Source organism: Pseudohalioglobus lutimaris (assembly GCF_002866825.1).
GTDB classification, from domain to species: domain Bacteria; phylum Pseudomonadota; class Gammaproteobacteria; order Pseudomonadales; family Halieaceae; genus Halioglobus; species Halioglobus lutimaris.
In genome coordinates this window covers 169,070-192,814 of record NZ_PKUS01000002.1, presented here as the reverse complement: position 1 = coordinate 192,814, position 23,745 = coordinate 169,070, and the positions used below count along the sequence as shown (strand labels likewise).

Here is a 23,745-nt window from a genome sequence, read left to right as displayed (position 1 = left end):
CAGCAGGGGTGAATCCATGCGACTGACTACCAAAGGACGCTACGCCGTTACCGCCATGCTTGATCTGGCTCTCCACGGGCATGATGGCCCGGTTAGCCTGGCCGACATTTCCGGGCGACAGGATATTTCCCTGTCCTACCTGGAGCAGCTGTTTGCGAAACTGCGTCGCAATGACCTCGTTACCAGTGTGCGGGGCCCAGGCGGAGGGTATTGCCTCAGCCGTGGTCTGGGTGAGATTTTCGTGGCCCAGATTGTCGATGCAGTGAATGAAGCGGTGGATGCCACCGGCTGTGGCGGCACCAGTGATTGTCAGCAGGGCGAAGTGTGCCTGACACACCACCTCTGGTGCGATCTGAGCAAGCAGATTCATAACTTTCTCAGTCAAATCAGCCTGGCCAACCTGGTTGAGCGCAGTGAAGTAAAGAACATATCCGCGCGGCAGGATGCCCGGGCGGGACAGGACGACGCGCTTGTGGTGAGCCGGGCGTGAATGCAGTAACGGAGTAAGTTTGTAATGCAAAAACCAATCTATTTTGATTATTTGGCGACGACGCCCGTCGATGGACGCGTGGTGGAGAAAATGACCCACTGTCTGTCCATGGAGGGGAACTTCGGTAACCCCGCGTCCCGCTCGCACTATTATGGTTGGAAGGCAGAAGAAGCAGTAGAGACGGCGCGTCGCCAGGTAGCGGACTTGCTGCACGCCGATCCGCGGGAGATCGTCTGGACCTCCGGTGCCACCGAATCGGACAATCTGGCGATCAAGGGAGTGGCGCACTTCTACCAGAAGAAAGGCAAGCACATTGTCACCTCCAAAATCGAGCATAAGGCCGTGCTCGACACCTGCCGTCAGTTGGAGAGGGAGGGGTTTGAAGTGACATACCTGGACCCGAATGAGCAGGGCCTCATTACGCCGGAGTCGGTCGCAGCAGCGCTGCGCGATGACACCGTGCTGGTCAGCATAATGCACGCCAATAATGAGATCGGTACGGTTAATGACATAGCGGGCATCGGCGAGGTCACTCGCGGTGCCGGTGTGCTCTTCCACGTGGATGCTGCGCAGAGTGCCGGCAAGATCGACATCAACCTGGAGGAGATGAAGGTAGACCTGATGTCTCTCTCCGGCCACAAAATGTACGGCCCCAAGGGGGTTGGTGTTCTGTATGTGCGGCGCAAGCCGCGGGTGCGACTGGAGGCGCAGATGCACGGCGGCGGTCATGAGCGCGGCATGCGTTCCGGCACTCTCGCTACTCACCAAATAGTCGGCATGGGCGAAGCCGCACGCATTTGCACAGAAGAGATGGCCGATGAAGCGGAGCGACTCAAAGCGCTTCGTCAGCGTTTCTGGGACGGCATCAAGGATATAGAGGAAGTGCATGTCAACGGGGATATGGACCAGCGACTACCCGGTGCAATGAACGTCAGTATTGCCTTCGTCGAGGGCGAGTCGTTGATTATGTCGCTGAAAGACCTGGCGATTTCCAGCGGTTCCGCCTGCACGTCAGCCAGTCTGGAGCCGTCATATGTTCTGCGCGCGCTGGGCTTGAATGATGAGCTGGCACACAGTTCATTGCGCTTCAGTTTCGGGCGCTTCACTACCGAGGAAGATGTGGATACGGCGGTGGCAGATTTGCGCAATGCGGTCGGTAAATTGAGGGCGCTTTCGCCCCTCTGGGATATGTATCAGGACGGTGTCGACCTGAATACCATTGAGTGGGCAGCCCACTAGGAGAGCAATCATGGCTTACAGTGAAAAAGTACTGGATCATTACGAAAATCCGCGCAACGTCGGCAAGATGGACGCCAGCGACGAGAGCGTCGGTACCGGTATGGTCGGCGCGCCCGCCTGCGGCGATGTGATGCGTCTGCAGATTAAAGTCAATGCTGACGGTGTTATCGAAGACGCCAAGTTCAAGACTTATGGTTGCGGCTCTGCCATTGCCTCCAGCTCGCTGCTTACCGAGTGGGTGAAAGGCAAAAACCTGGACGAGGCTGAGCAGATCAAGAATACCCAGATCGCCGAGGAGTTGGCCCTGCCGCCGGTTAAGATCCACTGCAGCGTGTTGGCGGAAGATGCCATCAAGGCGGCGGTGAAGGATCTGCGCGGGAAACGAGGAGAGGACTGATGGGAATTACCATCACCGAGGCCGCAGCAAAGCACGTGGCCTCACAACTGGACAGTCGCGGTAAGGGCCTGGGCATACGCCTGGGCGTTACCACGTCCGGGTGCTCCGGCATGGCTTATGTGCTGGAATTTGTCGATGAGCAGGCTCCCGAGGATCTGGTGGTGGAAGGTTACGGCGTTAAGGTATTCATCGACCCCAAGAGTCTGGTTTACCTGGAAGGGACGGAACTGGATTTTGTCCGCGAGGGACTTAACGAGGGTCTGGCCTTCCGCAACCCCAATGTTTCAGCGGAATGCGGTTGTGGAGAGAGTTTCACCGTATAATCCCCCTCCTTCTAACCCCAGGCCAGGGCTATGCCTACCCGCAATTTTTCCCAAAACTACTTCCAGTTGTTCGATATACCCGCGCAATTCGAGATCGATGCCACCTTGTTGGGGCAGCGGTATCGCCAATTGCAGCAGGAGCTGCATCCTGATCGCTTTGCGGCGGCGGCAGCACATGAACAGCGCCTGGCAGTGCAGTACTCCGCTTTTGTCAACGAAGCGTATGCGACGCTGCGGGCGCCGCTGAAACGGGCGCTTTATTTGCTTGAGCTGGGCGGCATGACCCAGGAAGAAATAGCGCGGCAGCAACTGGATGGTGGCTTCCTGATAGAGCAAATGGAGTTGCGTGAGAAGCTTGAGTCCCTGCACGACCTGGTGGACCCCGATACGGTGCTCGAACACCTGGTTGCCGAGATTTCCGGCGACATTAAAGTGCACCAGGCGGAGTTTGAGACCGCCTACCAGGCGTCGGAGCTGCCCGCAGCAGCGAGTGCCTGTGTGAAGATGCAGTACCTGGAAAAACTGCTGCAGGAAGCCGAGCAGATTGAATCAGAACTAATGGAACGCTAGATGGCGCTAATGCAAATTGCCGAGCCCGGCCAGTCGCCCTTACCGCACCAGGCAAAACTCGCGGTGGGGATAGACCTGGGCACAACGAATTCCCTGGTGGCAACGGTACGCGGCGGTCGCGCTGACGTGTTGGCGGATGCCCAGGGCGCAGTCATGCTGCCTTCTGTCGTGAACTACTCCGCTGAGGAGGGCCCCGTGGTGGGCGCTGCAGCATTGGCTATGGCCAGCGCGCATCCCGAGGATACGCTGGTTTCAGTAAAGCGCTTCATGGGCCGCGGCAGGGCAGACGCGCAGAACGACGCACAGCGATCACGCTACCGTTTGGCCGACAGTGAGTCTGGCATGGTCAGCTTTGTTACCAGTGCTGGCGAAGTCAGCCCGGTGCAGGCATCAGCGGAGATTATATCTGTACTGGGGGAGCGGGCGCGCGAAAGCCTGGGCGGAGAAATCGAGGGTGCGGTGATTACCGTGCCGGCGTATTTCGATGAGGCCCAGCGCCAGGCTACCAAAGATGCTGCAACCCTGGCGGGTATGCCGGTGTTGCGACTGCTCAACGAGCCAACCGCCGCCGCAGTAGCCTATGGCCTGGATGCCGGCGAAGAAGGCGTGATTGCTGTCTACGACCTGGGCGGCGGTACGTTTGATATTTCTATCCTGCGCTTGCACCGGGGTGTGTTTGAGGTGCTCGCAACGGGCGGTGATACTGCACTGGGCGGCGACGATTTCGATGCGGCTATCGTCTCCTGGGTGCTGCAGGAACTGGACATCCCGTCCCTGGAGCCCGGGCAGCATCGGGCTCTACACAGTCTTGCCCGCAGCGCGAAAGAGCAGCTTTCAGACCGCTCCAGTGTGACGCTCGCCGTGGAGGATATTGTGCCGGGCGCCGGACAGGCAACGCTGTCCAGGGAGTTGTTTGAAGAGCTGGTACACCCCCTGGTGAAGCGAACGCTTCGAGCGTGCCGGCGCTGCCTGCGCGACGCTCAACTGGAGGGGGTCGGTGATGTGGTTATGGTGGGAGGGTCTACTCGTGTGCCTCTGGTGCGCGAGGCCGTAGCCGAGTTTTTCCGGCGGCAACCCCTGACAGATATCGACCCTGACGAAGTAGTGGCGATCGGTGCCGCGATACAGGCGGATATCCTGGTCGGTAATCGGCCAGAGGGAGACCTGCTGCTGTTGGACGTCATTCCGCTGTCCCTGGGGCTGGAAACAATGGGTGGGCTGGTGGAAAAAATCGTTCCGCGTAATACCACAATCCCGGTTGCCCGCGCCCAGGAATTCACTACTTTCAAAGACGGCCAGACCGCTCTCGCCGTGCATATCGTCCAGGGTGAGCGAGAGCTGGTGGCTGACTCGCGTTCGCTGGCACGCTTCGAACTGCGCGGTATTCCGCCTATGGTAGCGGGCGCGGCCCGCATTCGGGTGGTATTCGAGGTGGACGCTGACGGGCTGCTCCATGTTGCCGCTCGCGAGGAAACCACCGGGGCACAGAGCAGTGTCACCGTAAAGCCGTCTTTTGGCCTTAGCGATGAGCAGATCACCGACATGTTGCAGGCCTCTTTCAGTCATGCTGAAGATGACAAGCAGGCCCGGCAGGTGGCGGAGCGGCGCCTGGATGCGCGGCAATTGCTTGAGGGATTGGAAAGCGCCCTGGGCGAAGATGCCGCAGAACTGCTCAGCGAGGCCGAGTGTGAGGCGCTGCACGAAAAAATGCGTGAGTTATACGCTGCGACTGAGGGAGAAGACGTGGAGCTGATGCGTCGGCTGACCGATGCCCTGGGGCGCGCCAGTGAGGCTTTCGCCGCGCGACGCATGGATAAAAGTATTAAACAGGCTTTGGCCGGCGTCAGCCTGCAGGAGTTGGACGAGGAGATAAACGAATGACCCGTATCGTAGTCCTGCCCAATGAAACCCTTTGCCCGGAGGGCGCGGTTATAGAGGCGCAGCCGGGAGAAACGGTGTGTCGAGCGCTGTTGCGCAACGATATTGAGATAGAGCACGCCTGTGAAATGTCCTGCGCCTGCACCACTTGCCACGTGATCGTGCGCGAGGGATATGACTCCATGGAAGAGCCGGATGAGTTGGAAGACGATTACCTGGACAAGGCCTGGGGGCTGGAGCCTGACTCCCGTCTCTCCTGCCAGGCGGTCGTCGCCGATGAAGACCTGGTGGTGGAGATACCGCGCTACACTATCAATATGGTGTCTGAGCGCCATTGACCGGCTCAGGCTACCTGGCGCAGTAAACAGAGCAACGACAGGAGGTAATTCGGCATGCGTTGGACAGATATCACTGACATCGCCATAGAGCTGACCGAGGCCCGGCCGGACGTTGATCCGCTCAGTATCAACTTCGTCGATCTTCGCTCCTGGGTGCTGGCTCTGCCCGGTTTTGACGATGATCCCGACCACTGTGGCGAGAAGATACTCGAGGCTATCCAGGCCGCCTGGATAGAAGAATTGGACTGATTTGGGCGGTATTATTTGGGCTCCCCGTAAGCTGCTGATAAAACGGGGCTTTATTCTCCTTCCTGCACCGTCTTCAGGGTGAAACCCCCACCCAAAGCCCGTATAATTGCGCGGTTTTATCCGCACCTGCCCACGCGGCGCCGAAAAGGCAGCTCGCGGGACGGGTGTTTACCTTTGTAACGTAACTGGAGAGCCTCACATGGCAGTAGAACGCACCCTTTCCATCATCAAGCCCGATGCCGTTGGCAAAAACATCGTCGGCAAGATCTATTCTCGCTTTGAGTCCAATGGGCTGCAGATTGTCGCCTCCAGAATGCTGCGTCTGTCAGATGTGGTAGCGGGTGGTTTTTACGCCGAACACCGCGAGCGTCCCTTTTTCAAGGACCTGGTGGAATTCATGACTTCCGGGCCTGTGGTCGTCCAGGTTCTCGAGGGGGAAGACGCAATTGCCAAGAACCGCGAGTTGATGGGCGCTACCAACCCACAGGAAGCGGCCGAGGGCACTATTCGTGCCGATTTCGCCTCCAGTATCGATGCCAACGCGGTGCACGGGTCAGACTCTGCTGCTTCCGCCGCGCGCGAGATCGCCTACTTCTTCGCCGCCAGCGAGATCTGTGAGCGCTAGGTAATTGCCGTGACCCAGATGATCGCCACTTCAGTCGACGCGAGACAGCCGGACCCTGCCAGGGTGAACCTGCTGGGCTTGCCGCTGGATGCAATGGAACAGTATTTCCTCGATATCGGGGAGAAAAAGTTCCGCGCCCGGCAAGTGCTGAAGTGGATACATCATCACGGGGTTACGGATTTTGAACAAATGAGCAACCTCGGCAAGGGGTTGCGTGAGTTGCTCGCGCAGACAGCCGAGGTTCGTCCACCGGAGATCGTTAGCCAACACGACTCCAGCGACGGTACCCGCAAGTGGGCAATTCGCGTGGAAGGCGGTGGTCTGGTGGAGACTGTCCTGATCCCCGACGGCAAACGCGCCACCCTGTGCGTGTCTTCGCAGGTGGGTTGTAGCCTGGACTGTAGTTTCTGTTCCACTGGCAAGCAGGGCTTTCAGCGCGACCTGACGGCTGCGGAAATCATTGGCCAGGTATGGCTGGCGATCAAATCCTATGACGCCTTCCGCTCTGGCAAGGGCCGGGTGGTCACCAATGTGGTGATGATGGGTATGGGGGAGCCCCTGCTCAATTATGACAACGTGGTGTCGGCGATGGACCTGATGATGGAAGACAATGCCTATGGCATCTCCAAGCGCCGGGTGACGCTCAGTACCTCAGGCGTGGTCCCGGCACTCGATGAGCTGGCGAAGGTTAGCGAGGTGTCTCTGGCGGTCTCGCTGCACGCCCCCAATGATGCCCTGCGCAATGAGCTGGTGCCGATCAACCGCAAGTACCCTATCGCCCGCCTGTTGGAGAGCGCCCGCAATTACATTGATGCCCAGTCAGACAGGAAGCGCGTGGTGACCATTGAGTACACGCTGATCGCCGGGGTAAATGACCAGCGCGAGCACGCCGTCGAACTGGCGGAGTTGTTACGTGATTTTCCCTGCAAAATAAACCTGATCCCCTTTAATACGTTTGCGCAATCTGATTATCAGCGACCCAGTGGTAATGCGGTGTCACGTTTCTGGCAAGTACTGGTGGATGCAGGATATATTGTGACCGTGCGCACTACTCGCGGAGATGACATTGATGCCGCCTGCGGGCAACTGGTAGGCCAGGTAGTGGACCGTACCCGCCGCAGCGAACGCTATCGCGAGGCGGCACAGAATATGGAGAAAAACCCTTGAGGGAAGCGAGGCAGTGATGATTGTGGGGAGGAAATCGCGTTTCGCCCTGGTGGCGGTTGTCGCACTGTTGCTCAGTGCCTGTGTGACCACCACCGACAGCGTATTCACCGAAAAAGCGGACCCCGGGGTTGCGCTGGAGCGTCGCGTTGAGCTGGCCCGCCAGTACATCGGTGAAGGCAACTGGGATAATGCCAAACGCAATCTCAGGCTTGCCTACGAGATCGACCCCAACAATGCTGAAGTACATGAGGCATTTGCGCTGGTGTATCAGAGCACCGGTGAGTTTGAGCTGGCGGAAGAAAGTTATCGCACTGCGATTCGGCTGGACCGGAAGTTCTCCCGGGCCCGCAACAATTATGCCGCGTTCCTCTATTCGCAGCAGCGCTACGACGAGGCGGCAGAACAGCTGGAATACGTGGTAAAGGATTCGCTGTACAAGGCGCGGCCCAGGGCATTTGTTAACCTGGGACTATGTCGGGTGCAGTTATTTGACTCGCTGGCCGCGGAAGAGGCTTTTCGGCGTGCGCTGACTATGGACCGTACTAACAGTATCGCCCTGCTGGAGCTGGCGCAATTGCGTTACGATGCAGGGGATATCAAGACGGCCGAGCAGTACTACGACACCTATAGAACGGTAGTGCGGCAACAGTCAGCACGTGGTTTGTGGTTGGGAATTCGTCTGGCGCGGGAAACCGGGGACCGGGACGCCGAAGGCAGTTATGCGCTGGCGTTGTCCAACCTTTACCCGAAGTCAGCGGAGTACGAGGCGTATCAACGGGGCCCGTGATTTGACTGTCGATACCCCACTACAGGTTGATGCCTTTGTTACGCCAGGCACTATGCTGCGCAGTGCGCGTCTACAGACAGAACTGTCTGAGCGAGAAGTAGAGGATTTACTGAATTTGATGCCCGGCTACGTGGGCATCCTTGAGCGTGATGATTACCAGGCGCTGCGAAGTCCGGCATTCGCTCGCGGCTATGTGCGAGCCTACGGGCAGTTGATGAAACTGGAGGAGACCGAATTACTGCGGGCCTTCGATGAGCAGCGTGAGCACTGGGAGAAGGAGAAGAAGCGCGTTGAAACACGCCCCTTACAGTTACAGCGTACCGGAACAGGCGTGGTGATCGGTCTGGTGATTCTATTGGCTATGGTTTTTGCCCTGTGGTTTTGGCAGGGCCAGGATGAAGTTATCCCCGCGTCTGTACAACCTAACGAGGTGCAAGCGCCTACAGCAGAGGCCCCGCAGGTGAACTATGAAGACTGAATCTCCCATCAAACGCAGAGTCTCCCGCAAGATCTATGTCGGTGATGTGGCGGTGGGTGGTGATGCCCCGATCAGTGTGCAGAGTATGACCAACACTGAAACCTGTGACGTGGATGCCACGGTGGCACAGGTTCAGGCGATTGCGGACGCGGGCGCTGATATTGTGCGCGTTTCCGTACCCAGCATGGATGCCGCAGAGGCCTTCAAGCAGATCCGTGCGCGGGTAGATGTGCCGTTGGTGGCAGACATTCACTTTGACCACAAAATTGCCTTGAAGGTGGCTGAATACGGCGTTGACTGCCTGCGTATCAATCCGGGCAACATTGGCCGGGACGACAAGGTCCGTGAAGTGATCAACAGCGCCAGGGACAAGGGTATTCCCATCCGCATTGGTGTGAACGCAGGGTCATTGGGCAAGGATCTGCAACGCAAGTACGGCGAGCCCACGGCGGAGGCACTGGTGGAATCCGCCATGCGCCACGCCGATATACTCGACAAGCATAACTACCCCGACTTTAAGATCAGTGTGAAGGCGTCCGAAGTCTTTATGGCGGTGGACGCCTACCGCCTGCTGGCAAAGCAGATTGAGCAACCGTTACACCTGGGAATCACCGAGGCCGGCGGCCTGCGCGGCGGCACGGTCAAGTCGGCTGTTGGCCTGGGCATGTTGCTGATGGACGGGATCGGTGACACCCTGCGCGTCTCCCTGGCTGCTGACCCTGTGGAAGAAGTAAAGGTAGGTTTTGAAATTCTCAAGAGCCTGAAGTTGCGCAGCAACGGCATCAATTTTATCGCCTGTCCCAGTTGTTCCCGGCAGAACTTCGATGTGGTGGCCACCATGAACACGCTGGAGCAACGTCTTGAGGACGTGCGCACGCACATGGACGTCGCGGTCATAGGCTGTATCGTCAATGGCCCGGGTGAAGCGCGAGAGGCTGATGTCGGCCTCACCGGTGCCACCCCCAGCAACCTGATCTACGTCGACGGCGAGCCGGACCACAAGATCAGCAATGAGGACTTTGTCGACCATCTCGAAAAGGTAATACGCGACAAGGCGGCACAGTTGGAGCAACAGCGTGCCGAGGAAGCCGAAAGGCTGATCGTCAAGACATCGGCCTGACCCGGCCACAAATAACGGAGCCAATGTGAGTAATATCCGAGCCATTCGCGGGATGAACGATATCCTGCCGGATGCGACAGCGATCTGGCAGTATGTGGAAGCCACGGTGCGAGAACTGGTGGCCAGTTACGGGTACGCCGAGATTCGCATGCCCATTGTCGAACAGACCGACCTCTTCAAGCGTTCAATTGGTGAAGTCACCGATATCGTGGAGAAGGAAATGTACAGCTTCGACGATCGCAACGGTGAAAGCCTCACCCTGCGTCCGGAAGGTACTGCAGGCTGCGTGCGCGCGGCAATCCAGAACGGACTGCTCAATACGACCCAGCGGCTATGGTACGCGGGACCCATGTTCCGCTACGAGCGGCCGCAGAAGGGTCGCCAGCGTCAGTTTCACCAGATCGGTGTCGAGGCCTTTGGTGTCGCCACGCCGGATATGGATGCGGAGGTTATTTTGCTTAGTGCGCGGCTGTGGCGGCTGCTGGGCATTTCCGCTGACGTACAATTACAACTGAATTCGATCGGCAGTCTTGAGGCCCGAAGCGCCTTCCGTGAAGCGCTGGTGGACTATTTACAGCAGCACAGGGAGAGTCTCGACGAAGACAGCCAGCGCCGTCTGGACAGCAACCCCCTGCGCATTCTGGACAGTAAAAACCCAGCCACCCAGGCGCTGCTTGATGCTGCGCCGGCGCTGGGCGATTACCTGGACGCCGAGTCCAGGGCAGATTACGCCCGGGTCAAGGAATTGCTGGACGCCGCGGGCGTCACCTACACCGAGAACCCGCGGCTGGTGCGTGGTCTGGATTACTACAACAAGACCGTATTCGAGTGGGTTACCGATCGGCTGGGTGCCCAGGGCACGGTCTGCGCCGGCGGACGCTATGATGGTCTGGTTGAGCAGTTGGGCGGCAAACCCGTTCCCGGCATGGGGTTTGCCATGGGTATCGAGCGCCTGGTGCTGCTGCTGGAGGCCTGTGAGCAGCTGCCGCCGGTTGTGGCAGCGGCTGACGTCTACGTGGTTGCTTATGGGGATGCTGCACAGCGAGAGGCTGTTGCGGCATCAGAGCAGTTGCGTGATGTCTTTGCTGGCCTCAGAATCGTGCAGCACACGGGCGGCGGCAGCTTCAAAAGTCAGATGAAAAAGGCAGATAAAAGCGGCGCCAGAGTGGCGCTGATATGGGGAGAGGACGAAGTGGCCGCCGGCACCGTCAGCCTCAAAACCCTGCGCAGCAGGAACGACGCACAACAGGGCCAGCAATCCGTGGCCCGCGAGCAACTGGAAGAAACCCTGCGGGCTTTGCTTGCAGACTGAGATTTAGTGAGAGGATAGAGCGAAAGTGGAACAGTACCGCACTGAAGAAGAACAGGTAGAAGCGCTGAAGAAGTGGTGGGATGAGAATGGCCGCTCTATCATTGTCGCCGTGATTGTTGCCGTTGGCCTGGGCCTTGGCTGGCAGGGGTGGCAACGCTATCAGCAGGGCCAGGAAGAGGGTGCTTCCGCCAGTTACCAGAATATGCTGCAGCTATTGTCTGCCGGTGACGAAAGCGCTGCCGGGGATGTCGCCAGGGAAATGAAACTGGAGTTCAGCCGCAGCGCTTATGCTCAATTCGCCGGGTTACACCTGGCGAGGCTAGCCGTGAACGCGGGGGACCTGGTGACAGCAGAGTCTGAGCTGCGGTGGGTACTCGGCAAAGCCGACCCGGGCTCGGACACCATGTTGCTGGCGCAGTTGCGCCTGGCCCGGGTGCTGGCTTCAAGCGGTGACCCGGAACAGGCCCTGACTATTCTGCAAAGCGCCGACCCGGGGGCTTATGCCGCGACCTACCAGGTTGCACGCGGCGACACTCTGCTCCTGCTGGAGCGTGAGGACGAGGCGCGCGAGGCATACAATTCAGCGGTTGTGCTCGCATCCCGTGGTGAAGGCCAGGTGAATATGGGCATGCTACAGCAAAAACTGCAGAGCCTGAGTCAGCAGGCCCCGCGTGATTTCTCCGTGACTGCGCCCACCGCTTCGGAGCAGGATGCTGCGGGCGGGGAGGACTAGACATGCGTTCAACACAGTGGCTGTTGAGTCTGCTTCTGGTGCTCAGTCTCGGGGCCTGCAGCACCATCGAGGGCTGGTTTGAGGTCGACGATGACGATCCAACGGCACCGGTTGACCTGGTCGATATCGAAGAGACCGTGAAGATCAAGAAGCTCTGGTCCACGGGTGTTGGTGATGGTCAGGGCAAGGGTCTCTACAAGCTACAACCCGTTATGGTCGGCAACACTATTTATGCGGCCGGCGCCGACGGCGAGATCAAGGCGGTGGACCGCGAGCGCGGCAAGACACTCTGGGACACCGAACTGGACACCGGGCTGTCTGGCGGAGTAGGACTTTATGAGGATTCCCTGTTTCTGGGTAGTTCCGACGGTTCTGTACTGAAAGTCTCTGCCGTCAACGGAGAGTTGCAGTGGTCCACTCGCTTGCAGGGGGAGGTATTGGCCCCACCCCAGAGCAACGGGGAAGTGGTCGTCGCCCAGACCTATGACGGCAAGTTACAGGGCCTGGATTTCGCCACCGGTGAGAAACTGTGGACTTATGACAGTGACGTGCCAGTGCTCACTATTCGCGGCACCAGTACGCCCATCATTAATGGCGACACGGTTTATGCCGGTTTTGCCAGTGGCCGTGTTATAGCGTTTGACGCCCGCAATGGTGGCGTGAAGTGGGAGGTGCGCGTCGCGATTTCCCAGGGACGTTCGGAGATCGAGCGAATAGTGGATGTCGATGGGGCAATGGCGCTGATCGGCAATGAACTCTATGCCGCCAGTTACCAGGGGCGCGTTGTGGCGATCGATGTGGCTGCAGGCCGCAAGACCTGGCAGAAGGATGTCTCCTCTTTCTCCGGGGTGTCCCAGGGCTTTGGTAATGTTTACGTGACTGATGACAACGGGACCGTCAGCGCCTATCTGCGCAATGGCCAGGGGCTGCGCTGGCAGCAGGACGCCCTGGGTTATCGCGAACTTTCCCGGCCCACACCGGTGAGTAGCTATCTCGCTGTGGTGGACTACGCTGGCTATCTGCACCTGATGTCCCAGGTTGACGGCAAATTTGTTGGCCGGGTCAGGCCGGGGGGTGGCGGGGCTCGCGCCAACATGCTCGCCGACGGTAATGTACTCTACGTCTTTACCAACGACGGCAAGCTCATTGCCTATGAGATAACAGCCATCAACTGATGATTCCTGTTATCGCCCTGGTAGGGCGCCCCAATGTCGGCAAGTCGACGCTTTTCAACCAGCTGACCCGCAGCCGCGACGCGCTGGTAGCCAATCTCCCCGGCCTCACTCGCGATCGCAAATATGGCGAGGCGCGCTCGGGTGATAGACCTTTTGTGGTTATTGATACGGGTGGCATCAGTGGCGATGAGCACGGTATCGATTCGGAGATGGCCGAGCAGTCACTGGTGGCAATCGAAGAGTCCGATGCCGTGCTGTTTATGGTGGATGCGCGAGAGGGGCTGAATCCGGCTGACCAGTCGTTGGCCCTTCACCTCAGGCAACGTAACAAGTCCTTCCACCTGGTGGTCAACAAGATAGACGGCATCGACGCTGACGTTGCCATGAGTGACTTCTATGCGTTGGGCGTTGAGTCCATGTTCGGGATTGCGGCCAGTCATGGCCGCGGTGTACGCGCCATGATCGCGGACGTATTGCAGTCGTTTCCCGCAGAAGAGGTCGAGGAAGACGAGGCATTTCCCAACAGCACCCGGGTGGCTGTTGTCGGCAGGCCCAATGTGGGCAAGTCCACCCTGGTGAATCGCCTTCTGGGCGAGGACCGTGTGGTGGTGTACGACGAGCCGGGAACCACCCGGGACAGTATTTATATTGATTACCAGCGCGGCGACCGTGACTATACGCTGATCGACACTGCTGGTGTGCGCCGACGCAAGAACGTGAAGCAAACCGTAGAGAAATTTTCCATCGTCAAGACGCTGAAGGCGATTGACGATGCGCATGTGGTGGTGCTGGTCATGGACGCCCATGAGGGCATCGTCGACCAGGACATGCATCTGCTTGGACACTGTATTGAGGCTGGTCGCGGACTGGTGTTGGCAGTGAATAAGTGGGACGGCGTCGAGCCCGATCAGCGAGACTGGATAAAGAGCGAGTTGGGCCGCCGTCTGTCTTTCGCCGACTACGCAGACACGCACTTTATCTCTGCATTGCATGGCACCGGGGTGGGCCACCTTTATAAGTCCATTGACGCGGCTTTCGAGTCAGCCACACGCAAGCTGTCTACCAATGCGTTAACCCGTATTCTCGAAGGTGCAGTGTTCGATCATGCACCACCCATGGTGAATGGTCGCCGCATCAAATTGCGCTATGCGCACGCCGGTGGACAGAACCCGCCGCTTATCGTTATTCACGGCAACCAGACTGGCAAGGTCCCCAACAGTTACCAGCGCTATCTGGAAAAAATCTACCGCCGCGAGCTTAAGCTGGTGGGGACTCCAGTACGCATTGAGTTCCGTACTTCCGACAATCCCTATTCCGAGAAGCGCAATAAGCTCACGCAACGCCAGGTGCAGCGCAAGCGGCGGATGATGGCGCATGTTAAAAAGAACAAGAAAAAGAAGAAGTAACAATGATCGACATGGCGTATCCGCGCTGGCGACGATGCTGAAAAGTGGGGTCCAGCCGGGCGTACGTCAACCTGGTGACGAAGGCCTCTTTCGTGTGCGCTGATCTCGACAGTCGCGCCAACATCGAGCAGTTCATCGAGGGTTTTTACGCCAGGGTGCTGGCTGACCCGGAGCTTGCGCCGATTTTTCTCGACGTGGCCGCTATCGACCTCGAGGTTCATCTTACCCATATCAAGGATTACTGGTGCAAGCTGCTGCTGGGTGAGTCGGGGTACAGGCGCCATACCATGGCTATCCACCGGGAGCTACACGCACGCCGGGCCCTGAGTGAACAGGACTTTGCCCGGTGGATTGGCCTGTTTGAGGCGACGCTGGATGCGGATTACGCCGGCCCTTACGCTGAAAAGGCGCGCCGTATAGCGGTGGCGATTGCCACCAATATGCGGGAGGGACTCCCTGGCTAACCCTTTATTTATCCTAACTCTCTGAATTAAAAGCATATTTAATTATTCTTATCGAAAACTTGCGGCATTTGAATATAGTGTTATAGTTATGCATAACACCATATCAACCAGAGAGTTTAAAGATGAGCATCAAGCCGAGAAAAAATGTACTGGTACAAAGCGACGAGCGCGTGCTGGTCTATGCCGGGCTTTTCGTCATCTGTGCAATGCTGGCCGCCCTGGGCATGGGGGTGGCGGCCTTCTGGTGCTTTGTACCGGCGGCGGCGCTTTCCGAGGCGCTGTCCGGGTTTGCCCCGAAGAAACACAGCACACGGCTGTAGGAGAGCGAGTCATGTGGCGAATTTGCCTGCTGTTGGTTGTTACCCTGTCTACTGCGGTACTGGCCGTGGCGACCCCGAACCCGGCCGACGCGGCCGAGGCAAGGGATGTCTATTGCCTGGATGCGCCGGTGGCTGAGGGCGATATGCCGGCGGCTGGACCGGGCGGTGGTATCACCCTGCGTGGCCTGGTGGCAACGCTGGGAATAGGCCTGATGAGCTTGCTATGCCTGGTGCCGGTGGCACTATTGTCAGAGTGGATAATGGGACGTGAGCGGTCCGCGGATGATTCGCGAGCGGCGTGGGGGCGATAACAATGATTCTTCGAAGTGCAATGATGGGTGTGATGGCCTTCTGGAGCCTGGCGCTGGGCGCTGAGACGCTGCAGGTGAGTGACCTGGAAATTGAGGGCGTCCATGTTGTGGGCAGTGTGGAAGTCGAAATCAGCCAGGGCGATGAGAATCTGCTGTTGGTCAGGGGTGATAGCGATGATCTGTCCTCGCAGCCTTTTTATACGAAGGGGAATACCCTGATACTGGGTGCCTCGCAGGCAAATCCCGGGGAGGACTTCTCCAGCGTCAAATACAAGTTGAGCGTGATGCGGCTGAGTGAAATACGCCTCAGTGGCAGCGGCGATGTCTTTGTGAGGCCCCTGCAAGTGGATGACATACGGGTCACGGTTGAAGGGTCCGGCGATATCAAGCTGTTTTCGGTGACCGGGGACACGGTGCGGCTCAATGTGGCCGGTTCCGGCGATGTGCAGGCAGCGGAGCTCGAGGCAAAGCGCCTGGAGTTAATGGTTTCCGGCTCTGGTGATGTGGCCATCGGGGAACTCGCTGCAGACAGTGTTGAAGCAATGGTCAGTGGTTCGGGTGATATCAGCGTACAGAGTACGCGCCGCAAGGCCCTGTCAGTTGAGTTCAATATTGTCGGCAACGGTGAGATTAATCTTGCTGAGTTGGATGCGGAATCTGCGGAAGTGAATATTGTCGGCTCAGGCGATGCCCGGATCGGCGAAGTGGGTGAACTGCAGGCGAACATCATTGGTAGTGGCGATATTTTCTACGCCGGTACGCCGGAGTTGGATAGCAATGTCCTGGGCTCCGGAGACCTTAATCGCCGTCGCTGACCTGGAGACCGTGTCTTGACTGTCGAGTGGAACGAAAAGCAGCCTATTTACCGCCAACTCAGGGACCTGGTGGCGCAGCGTATTATGGATGGGAGTTTCGCCGAAGGTGAGGCGGTGCCATCTGTGCGCCAGGTTGCAGCCGACTACCAGATCAATCACCTGACCGTGGGCAAAGCCTATCAGGAACTGGTGGACGCAGACCTGCTGGAGAAGCGCAGGGGTCTGGGCATGTTTGTCAGGGAAGGCGCCCGGTCTGCGCTCACCCGGGATGAGAAGCAGCAGTTTGTTGACGAGGAGGTTCCCGCTTTCCTCGCGCGCGCCAGGGTGCTGGGTATGGAAACGCGGGAGCTAGCCGAGTTATTGCTGCAAACAGGGGGTGAAAGCTGATGGAAACTATCGTCGAGGCGCGTGGCCTGTCTCGAAGCTTTGCTGATATCAAAGCGGTCGACAATATTGATTTCCGGGTGCCCACGGGCTCTGTGCTGGGCCTGATCGGTCCCAACGGTGCAGGCAAAACCACGTTGTTGCGGTCGCTGCTGGGCCTGAGTGAATTCGAGGGTGAACTGGAAGTACTGGGCAAGGACCCGCGCTCGCAGCGCGCGCAACTGATGGAACAGGTTTGCTTTATAGCCGACACGGCCGTATTGCCAGGCTGGATGCGGGTAGAGCAACTGCTTGATTATGCCAGCGGCGTCCATCCCCGGTTCGCCAGGGAGCAGGCAGAGGCCTTTCTTCGTGATACCGAGGTAAAACTCACAAGGCGTATCCGCGACCTGTCCAAGGGCATGATGGTACAGGTGCACCTGGCGCTGGTCATGGCCATTGATGCGCGCCTGCTGGTACTTGATGAGCCCACGCTGGGTCTGGATATACTGGTCCGTAAGCGTTTCTTCGAGCAACTGATCTCGGACTATTTTGATCAGGAGCGCACCATTATTATCTCTACACACCAGGTCGACGAGGTGCAGCATATACTTACCGACGTGATGTTTCTCAACCACGGGAAGCTGGTGCTGTCGCGCTCCATGGAACAGATAGAGCAGCAGTTTGTGCAGCTCAACACGGTCGGTGAGAGCGCGGTGAAAGCGCAGGGTATCCCTCACCTGGGATCGCACAGCATCCTTGGTGGCAAGGCGATAATCTACGAGGACATAGCGCGTGATTCGCTGGCCCCTCTGGGAGAGCTGCGCACGCCCTCGGTGTCTGACCTGTTTGTGGCGATGATGGGAGGAGATCAATAATGGCAGCCACTCGTTCAATGCGCCTGTTCACCCTGCTGCAAAAGGAATTGCAGGAGTACAGGTTCTCCCTGCTGTGGACACCGCTTATTATCGCCGGCGTGCTCTCAGTACTGATGTTGCTCAGCGTCCTGCTTGCCAACCGTATCACCGCTATGGGAGATACATTCCTGCAAGTAGTGATGGCGGAGGAGATGGGTATCTCGCCGGTCATTACCATTAGTCTTGAAGATGATCATGACGAAGACAGTTCGGCCCAGTCGTCCTCGGCTGGGGGTGCAGCCGAACTGCGCATACAGAGCCTGGACGAGCCTCTGCCGGAAGAGGACTGGAACTTTGACCGTGAGTGGCGTTTTGAGCCGCAGCAGCGGGACAAGCCTGAATACGAATCCGAGCAGGTCGGCAGTTTGAATCCGGCGTTGCATCTGGTGCACGGTCTTTTGTTGATAGTGCTGGTGCTGGTGACGGTCAGTTATCTGCTGGGGTGTTTGTTTAATGACCGCAAGGACCGCAGCATATTGTTCTGGAAGTCGATGCCCGTGTCCGAATGGGAGGAGGTGCTGACCCGTATGGCCATCGCTCTGGTGGTCGCCCCAGCCATTTATATCGGCGTCTCCCTGTTGCTGCAGTTGGTTTTCGTGTTGCTGGCGATGCTGCTGGTCTGGCGTATGGAGCTTGACCCATTCGATATCATACTGGGCAACATTCGTGTTGCCGATCTGTTGTTGAAGCAGATTGGCGGCTGGGTGATGACGGCTCTGTGGGTGGCACCGGCATACGGCTGGCTGATGCTTGCATCGGCGTGGGCCAGGCGCGCGCCGTTTATGGTCGCGTTTGCGCCGGTGGTTGCCCTGATGCTGCTGGAAAGGTTGCTGCTAGGCAGCGATTTCGTGTTGACGGCGGTGAGCAACCATCTGCCACATTTCATCGGTGGGCAAGGCACTGAGGTTTTCTATTTCCATAGTCTGTTCTGGAAGCAATTCGACTTTTTCAGCCTGTTTGCTGGTCTTGCGTTCACCGCCGCAAGCCTTGCCGCCTGCGTGTACCTGCGGCGCTACCGCTTTGAGCTCTGAAGCGGACCCACATAAGGGCGCGCGGTCCCCGGGGTTCTTTGGTCCTGGCCTGCTGGTTGCAGCTGCATTTATTGGCCCTGGCACGGTAACCACTGCCAGCGTCGCCGGCGCCAGTTTTGGCTACGCACTGCTGTGGGCGCTGCTGTTCTCGATTCTCGCCACGGCAGTGTTACAGGAAATGTCTGCTCGCCTGGGGCTGGTGACCCGCAAGGGTCTGGCACAGGCATTGCGGGAGTCCCTGTCCGGTCACTGGTACGGCAAGGCCGCTGTGATCCTGGTGGTGGCTGCTATAGGGGTCGGCAATGCCGCCTACGAGGCAGGCAATATTACCGGCGCTGCGCTTGGCCTGCAGGAAATTAGCGGCGTCTCGGCCCCGGTGTGGTCGCTGGCTGTTGGCGCAGCAGCCGGGGCGTTGCTGGCCAGCGGTCGCTATCGCGCGATCGAACGCGTGCTGGTTGCTCTGGTGCTGCTGATGAGCACAGTTTTCCTGTTGACCTTTCTGATGGTACGTCCTCCCTTGGGTGTGCTTCTGAGTGGAATGTTCAGCCCTGTTCTCCCCGCCGGTTCACTGCTCACCGCGATCGCACTGATTGGCACCACCGTGGTGCCCTATAACCTGTTCCTGCATGCCAGTGCGGTACAGGAAAAGTGGGGAACTCAGTACCCCCTGGATGCATCACTGCGTGCAGCGAGGGTCGACAGTGGATTGTCTATCGGGCTCGGTGGGTTGATTACGCTGGCCATCATGAGTACTTCTGCCGCGGCGTTTTTTGGTACAGGCGGGGTGGTTTCTGCTGCCAATATTGCGCAGCAACTGGAGCCGGTACTGGGTGCTTTCGCTCGCTATTTCTTTGCCCTTGGATTGTTTGCCGCGGGGCTTTCCAGTGCCGTGGCCGCGCCGTTGGCGGCGGCCTATGCGGTGTGCGGCGCGCTGGGCTGGGAGCAGGGTATGGCCTCTCCCCGGTTTCGTATGGTCTGGGTTGCCGTGCTGGCCTGTGGTGTGTTTTTTGCCGTTATCGGCACCAGGCCGTTGGCGGCCATACTTTTTGCCCAGGCCGCCAATGGTTTCCTGTTACCCATATGCGCAATTTTTCTGTTGCTGGTGATGAATAGTCGGCGGCAACTAGGCGAGTATTGCAATGGTCCGCTCAGTAACCTGCTTGGGGTGGCCGTGGTGTTGGTGACCCTGGGCCTGGGTGCGCTCAAACTGCTGCAGGTTTTTGGCCTGGCCGGTTGAGCGCGCTGCACCCAGGGTCGCCTTGCCTTTAGAAGTGCACGCCTTTCATCAGCGCGGCGATGGCCACCTGCTCATTCGATACCTGAACTTCCTCTGGCTTCTTCTCACCCTTGGCTGCAGCAGAGTCGTTGAACATGCGAAATACGATGTTCATCACCACCTCTGAGACCCTGGGCGCGAGCGCGTTCTGGATCTGCAGGAAAATGCCCATATTGGTGGCAATGCGCTTGGGCTTCTTGATCACGGCTTCAACCACCATGTCGGTCGCTTCATCAGGGGTGAGTACAGGCATGGAGTTGTAGACGGTTGTTGCCTCGATCATAGGCGTCCGTACCAGCGGCATATTGATGGTCGTAAAGCGCACGTTAAGGTCAGAGAACTCCACGGCGGCTGCGCGGGTCCATGCGTCCAGCGCCGACTTGGAGGCGACGTAGGCAGAGAAGCGCGGGCTTGGTGTCAGTGCGGCGATGGACGACATGTTGATAACATGGCCCTGCTTACGCGCGCTCATTGAGGGAAGCAGTGCCAGGGTCAGCCTGATGGCGCCAAAGTAGTTCACCTGCATGGTGCGCTCGAAGTCGTGGAAACGATCGTAGGACAGCTCCAGTGAACGGCGAATAGAACGGCCCGCGTTGTTGAGAAGGACGTCCACGTGACCGTGCTTGGCCAGTACTTCGGCGGCAAGACGGTCACAGTCCTCAAGGTTGGAAACGTCCGCCTGGTAAATGGATGCCATTCCACCGAGTGCGGCGATTTCGGCCGCGGTAGCCTCGAGTTTGTCCGCTGAACGGGCGACCAGCAGGACGTGTGCGCCAGCCTCTGCCAGGCGTACTGCAGAGTGCTTTCCAATGCCGGAAGATGCGCCGGTAATGAGCACAATTTTTCCGCCGATGTTGCCTTCCAGGGAGTGGTCAATAAACAGGTCGGGGTCCAGGTTGCGCTCCCAGTAGTCCCATATCACCGGTGCGTAGTCGCGAAGGTCAGGGCATTTGATGCCGCTGCCTTTCAGTGCCCGTTCCGTGTCCCGGTTGTCATAGCGAGTGGGGTAATTGGTGAACATCATTACCGAGTCGGGCAGGCCCATGTCGGCAAGCAGGGTGTTGATGATGCGCTTGACCGGTGGCAGGTTCGCCAGCGTCTCACGCACAAATTTGGGTATAAAGCCGAACATGCGAGTGTCCAGGCGCATACTGAAACGCGGCGCATGACCGGCATCGGCAAATATGTTGAGCATGTTGCCCATGCTGTGATGTTCAGGGTCGGTCAGGTGGAACGCGCGCCCGTCCAGGTCGTCAAGGTGGGCAATGTGATCCATCGCGTCGATCACGTAGTCCACTGGCACCACGTTGAACTTGCCGCCTTCAATGCCTATCAACGGGAACCACGGTGGCAGGACATTACGGATCTTCTGCAGGCTCTTGAAGAAGTAGTAAGCACCGTCGATCTTGTCGATTTCACCGGTCCTGGAGTGCCCCACGACCATGCCTGGGCGGTATACGCGCCAGGGGATCTTGCACTCATTGCGCACCACAGCCTCTGAGTCGTGTTTGGTGGCGAAGTAGGGATGCTCCATGTTCTCAGCTTCCTCGAACATGTCCTCACGCCAGGTACCCTGGTAGAGACCACCGGCGGCGATTGAGCTGACATGTTGGAAACAAGCGGCATCGATTGCCTGTGCCAGTTCCACAGCGTTGCGTGTGCCGTCTATGTTGGTCGCGATCTGTGATTCTGCGGAAGCCTTGAGATCATAGATGGCCGCGAAGTGACAGAAGTGATGAACCGTGCCCTTGAGGTCTGCTACAGTGGCTTCGTCCAGACCCAGCAGGGGTTGGCAGAGGTCGCCCGTCACCGGGATCAGGCGATCTGCCTGGTCGCCCATGCGCTCCTGCAGCGCCTCGAACTTGCTCTCGGAGCCCTTGCGTGTGAGTACATAGATGTCACCCTCCCTCTCGCGCAGTTTCTCGATGAAGAATCGTCCAAGGAATCCGGTGCCGCCAGTAATGAAGTAGGCCATTTTTTTGTCTCCAGTTGCTGTGGTTAGCTTGCGGGCTAGTCTAGATGTTCCTGTGAACGCGGCAATTGCGCCTTTTGGCAAAGTGCAGGTGCAGGATTTTTCAATCGCCGGTTGAAGGCTGTGCCATAATGTTGCCAGGCGAATAACACAAGGGGTTCCAAACATGACGGTGACTTCACGACTGCTTGATTACAGTCTGGACGGCAAACAATTTCAGGGCTATCTGGCGAGGGATGAGGCGGCGGCAGGACCCCGCCCGGCCGTATTGATTGCACCTACCTGGGCGGGCCGCGGTGAGTTTGAGGAGGGCAAGGCGCGCAAACTGGCGGAAGCTGGCTATATCGCGCTGGCACTGGATATGTACGGCGATGGGTTATGTGGAACCGGGCCGGAGGAAAACGCGGCGCTGATGGCCCCTCTGTTGGCAGATCGCGCAGATCTGCAGGCGCGCATAAATGCCGGCCTTGCAGCCGCAGCTGCATTGGAAGAGGTGGATGCCAGCCGTATCGCGGCCATTGGTTACTGTTTTGGCGGGCTCTGTGTGCTGGATCTGGCGCGCAGCGGTGCCGATGTGCGCGGTGTGGTCAGTCTGCACGGGCTGTTCACGCCGGCAGATAACGTTCCTGCGCCGACCATACGCAGCAAGGTGCTATGCCTGCATGGATACGACGACCCTATGGCGCAGCCGGACAGCGTTCTTGCCCTTGCCAGTGAGCTCACCACTGCCGGCGCTGACTGGCAGATACATGCCTATGGCAATACGGTGCATGCCTTCACCAACCCTGCGGCAGACGATCCGGATGGAGGCACTGCCTATAGCCCGGTCGCGGACCGGCGCTCCTGGCTGGCGATGCAGAACTTTTTCGATGAGGTATTGGCCTAGCAGTGCTTTTCCCGGTAATCCTGGGGAGTCATGCCCGTCCATTTCTTGAAAGCGCGATGGAACGTGCTGCTGTCGGAAAAGCCCATTAGCTCCGAGAGCTCAGCTGTAGTGCGGTTGCCGCTGGCAAGGTAAGCGATAGCGGCATCCCGGCGACACTGGTCCTTTAGCTGTTGGTAAGAGGTACCCTCGTCGCGCAGGCGACGGTGCAGGGTGGGGGTGGTCGTATGCAGGCGATCAGCCATGTCCTGCAGCCCTGGCATCGGCCGTCGGAAATCGCTTCCTATCAAATCGCGTATGCGCTGCGCGGTACTGTGCTCCTCAGGGCTGATGCGGAATAGTTCCGCCGGATAGCTGGAGAGCATGGACTCCAGCGAACCCTCACTCTGCACGATGGGGAATGACAGGTAGCGCCGGTGAAATATGAATGCGTCGCGGTCTGCAGCAAACTTGATGGGACTTCCGAACACCTGGCGATAGTCCTTGTCGCTTTCCGCGACCTGCGTCATCTCAATTGCACTGAGGTCGATGTAGCTGCCGATGAACCACCCGCACACCCGGTGCCACATTGCCATTGATAGAATGCGTCCGGTCATCCCGGGTAGCCAGTGCAGGTGCTCCATGCTGAAGTTTTCGGGTGAAGTCAGGGCTCGGGAGCTGTCGCTGCTGAACACAAAGCGACAGATGATATTGTCGTCGTCCGTTTCAAGCTCAAAACTCTCCCCCTCAGACTGAAGTCGACGGAAATAGATTGCGGCTCGCTGCAAAGCCTGCTCCAGGTCGCGTGCATGCAGCATTGCTTGAAACATCATACGATAAGCGCTGAACTTACGGCTGTCATCCGGCATTGCGATAGTGTCGGGAAGGGTGTCCTGGATGCGGTGTACCAGGTGGATGAATAGACGTCCGTAGTCCTCCACTGAAATGCTGGCATCAGCCAGCGCTTTATCCTCTAGCAATACCATGGGGAGCTTGAGTGCCTGCAGCTGTTCTCCCAGTTCGCTCGCCGACATTGGGGTAAGCCGCAACAAGGATTGCGCGTAGCGTAGAGGGATTGTGTTGGTCATGGGATGAACTCCTGAACTGTTACCCATTCCGCTTGGCAA

28 protein-coding genes are annotated in these 23,745 nt (G+C 58.3%); 26 read left to right on the top strand and 2 right to left on the bottom strand.

The genetic code is table 11. The annotated features are described in order from the left end of the window. Positions 1 to 16: 16 nt before the first annotated feature. The 25 genes from iscR (at position 17) to C0039_RS03065 (ending at position 19,745) form a co-directional block, all read left to right on the top strand. Positions 17 to 490, top strand: a complete 474-nt coding sequence (gene iscR, locus C0039_RS03185; protein WP_076000561.1) for a Fe-S cluster assembly transcriptional regulator IscR — start codon at positions 17 to 19, stop codon at positions 488 to 490. A gap of 24 nt (positions 491 to 514) precedes the next feature. Further along, positions 515 to 1,729 (top strand): IscS subfamily cysteine desulfurase, encoded by a 1,215-nt coding sequence (locus C0039_RS03180; protein WP_076000562.1) that lies wholly within the window; start codon positions 515 to 517, stop codon positions 1,727 to 1,729. Positions 1,730 to 1,739: 10 nt separating this feature from the next. Further along, positions 1,740 to 2,126 carry a Fe-S cluster assembly scaffold IscU gene (gene iscU / locus C0039_RS03175; RefSeq protein WP_101517210.1) on the top strand — a complete coding sequence of 129 codons (387 nt, stop codon included), beginning with the start codon at positions 1,740 to 1,742 and terminating at the stop codon, positions 2,124 to 2,126. Further along, a complete protein-coding gene (gene iscA / locus C0039_RS03170) occupies positions 2,126 to 2,449 on the top strand; it encodes an iron-sulfur cluster assembly protein IscA (protein WP_076000564.1) in 324 nt (107 codons plus the stop codon). The genes iscU and iscA overlap by 1 nt, the downstream gene beginning before the upstream one ends. A gap of 30 nt (positions 2,450 to 2,479) precedes the next feature. Further along, a complete protein-coding gene (gene hscB / locus C0039_RS03165) occupies positions 2,480 to 3,019 on the top strand; it encodes a Fe-S protein assembly co-chaperone HscB (protein ID WP_076000565.1) in 540 nt (179 codons plus the stop codon). Continuing rightward, positions 3,020 to 4,900, top strand: coding sequence for a Fe-S protein assembly chaperone HscA (hscA, locus tag C0039_RS03160; protein WP_101517209.1), 1,881 nt, complete (start codon positions 3,020 to 3,022; stop codon positions 4,898 to 4,900). It abuts the gene before it with no gap. Further along, positions 4,897 to 5,235: an ISC system 2Fe-2S type ferredoxin gene (gene fdx / locus C0039_RS03155; protein ID WP_101517208.1), complete on the top strand. Its 339-nt coding sequence runs from the start codon at positions 4,897 to 4,899 to the stop codon at positions 5,233 to 5,235. Before hscA ends, fdx begins: the two co-directional genes overlap by 4 nt. A gap of 54 nt (positions 5,236 to 5,289) precedes the next feature. Further along, a complete protein-coding gene (iscX, locus tag C0039_RS03150) occupies positions 5,290 to 5,484 on the top strand; it encodes a Fe-S cluster assembly protein IscX (RefSeq protein ID WP_076000567.1) in 195 nt (64 codons plus the stop codon). Positions 5,485 to 5,683: 199 nt separating this feature from the next. Continuing rightward, positions 5,684 to 6,109 (top strand): nucleoside-diphosphate kinase, encoded by a 426-nt coding sequence (gene ndk, locus C0039_RS03145; RefSeq protein ID WP_076000568.1) that lies wholly within the window; start codon positions 5,684 to 5,686, stop codon positions 6,107 to 6,109. An 18-nt stretch (positions 6,110 to 6,127) separates the two neighbouring features. Further along, positions 6,128 to 7,276, top strand: coding sequence for a dual-specificity RNA methyltransferase RlmN (gene rlmN, locus C0039_RS03140; RefSeq protein ID WP_076002306.1), 1,149 nt, complete (start codon positions 6,128 to 6,130; stop codon positions 7,274 to 7,276). A 16-nt stretch (positions 7,277 to 7,292) separates the two neighbouring features. Beyond that, positions 7,293 to 8,063 (top strand): type IV pilus biogenesis/stability protein PilW, encoded by a 771-nt coding sequence (gene pilW / locus C0039_RS03135; protein WP_076000569.1) that lies wholly within the window; start codon positions 7,293 to 7,295, stop codon positions 8,061 to 8,063. A gap of 1 nt (position 8,064) precedes the next feature. Beyond that, positions 8,065 to 8,541: a helix-turn-helix domain-containing protein gene (locus C0039_RS03130; RefSeq protein WP_165787021.1), complete on the top strand. Its 477-nt coding sequence runs from the start codon at positions 8,065 to 8,067 to the stop codon at positions 8,539 to 8,541. Continuing rightward, positions 8,531 to 9,661 (top strand): flavodoxin-dependent (E)-4-hydroxy-3-methylbut-2-enyl-diphosphate synthase, encoded by a 1,131-nt coding sequence (gene ispG, locus C0039_RS03125; RefSeq protein WP_076000571.1) that lies wholly within the window; start codon positions 8,531 to 8,533, stop codon positions 9,659 to 9,661. Before C0039_RS03130 ends, ispG begins: the two co-directional genes overlap by 11 nt. A gap of 25 nt (positions 9,662 to 9,686) precedes the next feature. After that, positions 9,687 to 10,973: a histidine--tRNA ligase gene (hisS, locus tag C0039_RS03120; protein ID WP_101517207.1), complete on the top strand. Its 1,287-nt coding sequence runs from the start codon at positions 9,687 to 9,689 to the stop codon at positions 10,971 to 10,973. 25 nt (positions 10,974 to 10,998) lie between these two features. Beyond that, positions 10,999 to 11,706: a YfgM family protein gene (locus C0039_RS03115; RefSeq protein WP_076000573.1), complete on the top strand. Its 708-nt coding sequence runs from the start codon at positions 10,999 to 11,001 to the stop codon at positions 11,704 to 11,706. A 2-nt stretch (positions 11,707 to 11,708) separates the two neighbouring features. Next, entirely contained in the window at positions 11,709 to 12,881 is a 1,173-nt protein-coding gene (bamB, locus tag C0039_RS03110) for an outer membrane protein assembly factor BamB (RefSeq protein ID WP_101517206.1), read from the top strand. After that, a complete protein-coding gene (der, locus tag C0039_RS03105; protein WP_076000575.1) occupies positions 12,881 to 14,287 on the top strand; it encodes a ribosome biogenesis GTPase Der in 1,407 nt (468 codons plus the stop codon). Before bamB ends, der begins: the two co-directional genes overlap by 1 nt. Before the next feature lie 74 nt (positions 14,288 to 14,361). Further along, positions 14,362 to 14,751, top strand: coding sequence for a group III truncated hemoglobin (locus C0039_RS03100; RefSeq protein WP_232334749.1), 390 nt, complete (start codon positions 14,362 to 14,364; stop codon positions 14,749 to 14,751). A 122-nt stretch (positions 14,752 to 14,873) separates the two neighbouring features. Further along, positions 14,874 to 15,071 (top strand): hypothetical protein, encoded by a 198-nt coding sequence (locus C0039_RS03095; protein ID WP_076000576.1) that lies wholly within the window; start codon positions 14,874 to 14,876, stop codon positions 15,069 to 15,071. Between the two features lie 11 nt (positions 15,072 to 15,082). Continuing rightward, positions 15,083 to 15,382: a hypothetical protein gene (locus C0039_RS03090; RefSeq protein WP_076000577.1), complete on the top strand. Its 300-nt coding sequence runs from the start codon at positions 15,083 to 15,085 to the stop codon at positions 15,380 to 15,382. Between the two features lie 2 nt (positions 15,383 to 15,384). Then, positions 15,385 to 16,197: a GIN domain-containing protein gene (locus tag C0039_RS03085; protein WP_101517205.1), complete on the top strand. Its 813-nt coding sequence runs from the start codon at positions 15,385 to 15,387 to the stop codon at positions 16,195 to 16,197. 15 nt (positions 16,198 to 16,212) lie between these two features. Next, positions 16,213 to 16,584, top strand: a complete 372-nt coding sequence (locus tag C0039_RS03080; RefSeq protein ID WP_076000578.1) for a GntR family transcriptional regulator — start codon at positions 16,213 to 16,215, stop codon at positions 16,582 to 16,584. After that, positions 16,584 to 17,438 carry an ABC transporter ATP-binding protein gene (locus tag C0039_RS03075; RefSeq protein ID WP_101517204.1) on the top strand — a complete coding sequence of 285 codons (855 nt, stop codon included), beginning with the start codon at positions 16,584 to 16,586 and terminating at the stop codon, positions 17,436 to 17,438. The genes C0039_RS03080 and C0039_RS03075 overlap by 1 nt, the downstream gene beginning before the upstream one ends. Beyond that, positions 17,438 to 18,508: a hypothetical protein gene (locus tag C0039_RS03070; protein ID WP_076000580.1), complete on the top strand. Its 1,071-nt coding sequence runs from the start codon at positions 17,438 to 17,440 to the stop codon at positions 18,506 to 18,508. Before C0039_RS03075 ends, C0039_RS03070 begins: the two co-directional genes overlap by 1 nt. Next, entirely contained in the window at positions 18,498 to 19,745 is a 1,248-nt protein-coding gene (locus tag C0039_RS03065; protein WP_101517203.1) for an Nramp family divalent metal transporter, read from the top strand. Before C0039_RS03070 ends, C0039_RS03065 begins: the two co-directional genes overlap by 11 nt. 28 nt (positions 19,746 to 19,773) lie before the next feature. Here the strand turns inward: C0039_RS03065 and C0039_RS03060 are convergent, their stop codons facing one another. Next, entirely contained in the window at positions 19,774 to 21,759 is a 1,986-nt protein-coding gene (locus tag C0039_RS03060; RefSeq protein WP_076000582.1) for an SDR family oxidoreductase, read from the bottom strand. A 163-nt stretch (positions 21,760 to 21,922) separates the two neighbouring features. Between C0039_RS03060 and C0039_RS03055 the strand changes: the two genes are divergently transcribed. Beyond that, positions 21,923 to 22,642, top strand: coding sequence for a dienelactone hydrolase family protein (locus tag C0039_RS03055; protein WP_076000583.1), 720 nt, complete (start codon positions 21,923 to 21,925; stop codon positions 22,640 to 22,642). Here the strand turns inward: C0039_RS03055 and C0039_RS03050 are convergent. Then, positions 22,639 to 23,706 (bottom strand): helix-turn-helix transcriptional regulator, encoded by a 1,068-nt coding sequence (locus C0039_RS03050; protein ID WP_165787020.1) that lies wholly within the window; start codon positions 23,704 to 23,706, stop codon positions 22,639 to 22,641. The genes C0039_RS03055 and C0039_RS03050 overlap by 4 nt on opposite strands. Positions 23,707 to 23,745 lie beyond the last annotated feature (39 nt).

What these genes read in the sequence shown, in the direction of transcription:
- iscR (WP_076000561.1), top strand. Translation starts at nt 17, where the DNA reads ATGCGACTGACTACCAAAGGACGCTACGCCGTTACCGCCATGCTTGAT.
- C0039_RS03180 (WP_076000562.1), top strand. Translation starts at nt 515, where the DNA reads ATGCAAAAACCAATCTATTTTGATTATTTGGCGACGACGCCCGTCGAT.
- iscU (WP_101517210.1), top strand. Translation starts at nt 1,740, where the DNA reads ATGGCTTACAGTGAAAAAGTACTGGATCATTACGAAAATCCGCGCAAC.
- iscA (WP_076000564.1), top strand. Translation starts at nt 2,126, where the DNA reads ATGGGAATTACCATCACCGAGGCCGCAGCAAAGCACGTGGCCTCACAA.
- hscB (WP_076000565.1), top strand. Translation starts at nt 2,480, where the DNA reads ATGCCTACCCGCAATTTTTCCCAAAACTACTTCCAGTTGTTCGATATA.
- hscA (WP_101517209.1), top strand. Translation starts at nt 3,020, where the DNA reads ATGGCGCTAATGCAAATTGCCGAGCCCGGCCAGTCGCCCTTACCGCAC.
- fdx (WP_101517208.1), top strand. Translation starts at nt 4,897, where the DNA reads ATGACCCGTATCGTAGTCCTGCCCAATGAAACCCTTTGCCCGGAGGGC.
- iscX (WP_076000567.1), top strand. Translation starts at nt 5,290, where the DNA reads ATGCGTTGGACAGATATCACTGACATCGCCATAGAGCTGACCGAGGCC.
- ndk (WP_076000568.1), top strand. Translation starts at nt 5,684, where the DNA reads ATGGCAGTAGAACGCACCCTTTCCATCATCAAGCCCGATGCCGTTGGC.
- rlmN (WP_076002306.1), top strand. Translation starts at nt 6,128, where the DNA reads ATGATCGCCACTTCAGTCGACGCGAGACAGCCGGACCCTGCCAGGGTG.
- pilW (WP_076000569.1), top strand. Translation starts at nt 7,293, where the DNA reads ATGATTGTGGGGAGGAAATCGCGTTTCGCCCTGGTGGCGGTTGTCGCA.
- ispG (WP_076000571.1), top strand. Translation starts at nt 8,531, where the DNA reads ATGAAGACTGAATCTCCCATCAAACGCAGAGTCTCCCGCAAGATCTAT.
- bamB (WP_101517206.1), top strand. Translation starts at nt 11,709, where the DNA reads ATGCGTTCAACACAGTGGCTGTTGAGTCTGCTTCTGGTGCTCAGTCTC.
- der (WP_076000575.1), top strand. Translation starts at nt 12,881, where the DNA reads ATGATTCCTGTTATCGCCCTGGTAGGGCGCCCCAATGTCGGCAAGTCG.
- C0039_RS03095 (WP_076000576.1), top strand. Translation starts at nt 14,874, where the DNA reads ATGAGCATCAAGCCGAGAAAAAATGTACTGGTACAAAGCGACGAGCGC.
- C0039_RS03090 (WP_076000577.1), top strand. Translation starts at nt 15,083, where the DNA reads ATGTGGCGAATTTGCCTGCTGTTGGTTGTTACCCTGTCTACTGCGGTA.
- C0039_RS03085 (WP_101517205.1), top strand. Translation starts at nt 15,385, where the DNA reads ATGATTCTTCGAAGTGCAATGATGGGTGTGATGGCCTTCTGGAGCCTG.
- C0039_RS03075 (WP_101517204.1), top strand. Translation starts at nt 16,584, where the DNA reads ATGGAAACTATCGTCGAGGCGCGTGGCCTGTCTCGAAGCTTTGCTGAT.
- C0039_RS03070 (WP_076000580.1), top strand. Translation starts at nt 17,438, where the DNA reads ATGGCAGCCACTCGTTCAATGCGCCTGTTCACCCTGCTGCAAAAGGAA.
- C0039_RS03060 (WP_076000582.1), bottom strand. Translation starts at nt 21,759, where the DNA reads ATGGCCTACTTCATTACTGGCGGCACCGGATTCCTTGGACGATTCTTC.
- C0039_RS03055 (WP_076000583.1), top strand. Translation starts at nt 21,923, where the DNA reads ATGACGGTGACTTCACGACTGCTTGATTACAGTCTGGACGGCAAACAA.
- C0039_RS03050 (WP_165787020.1), bottom strand. Translation starts at nt 23,706, where the DNA reads ATGACCAACACAATCCCTCTACGCTACGCGCAATCCTTGTTGCGGCTT.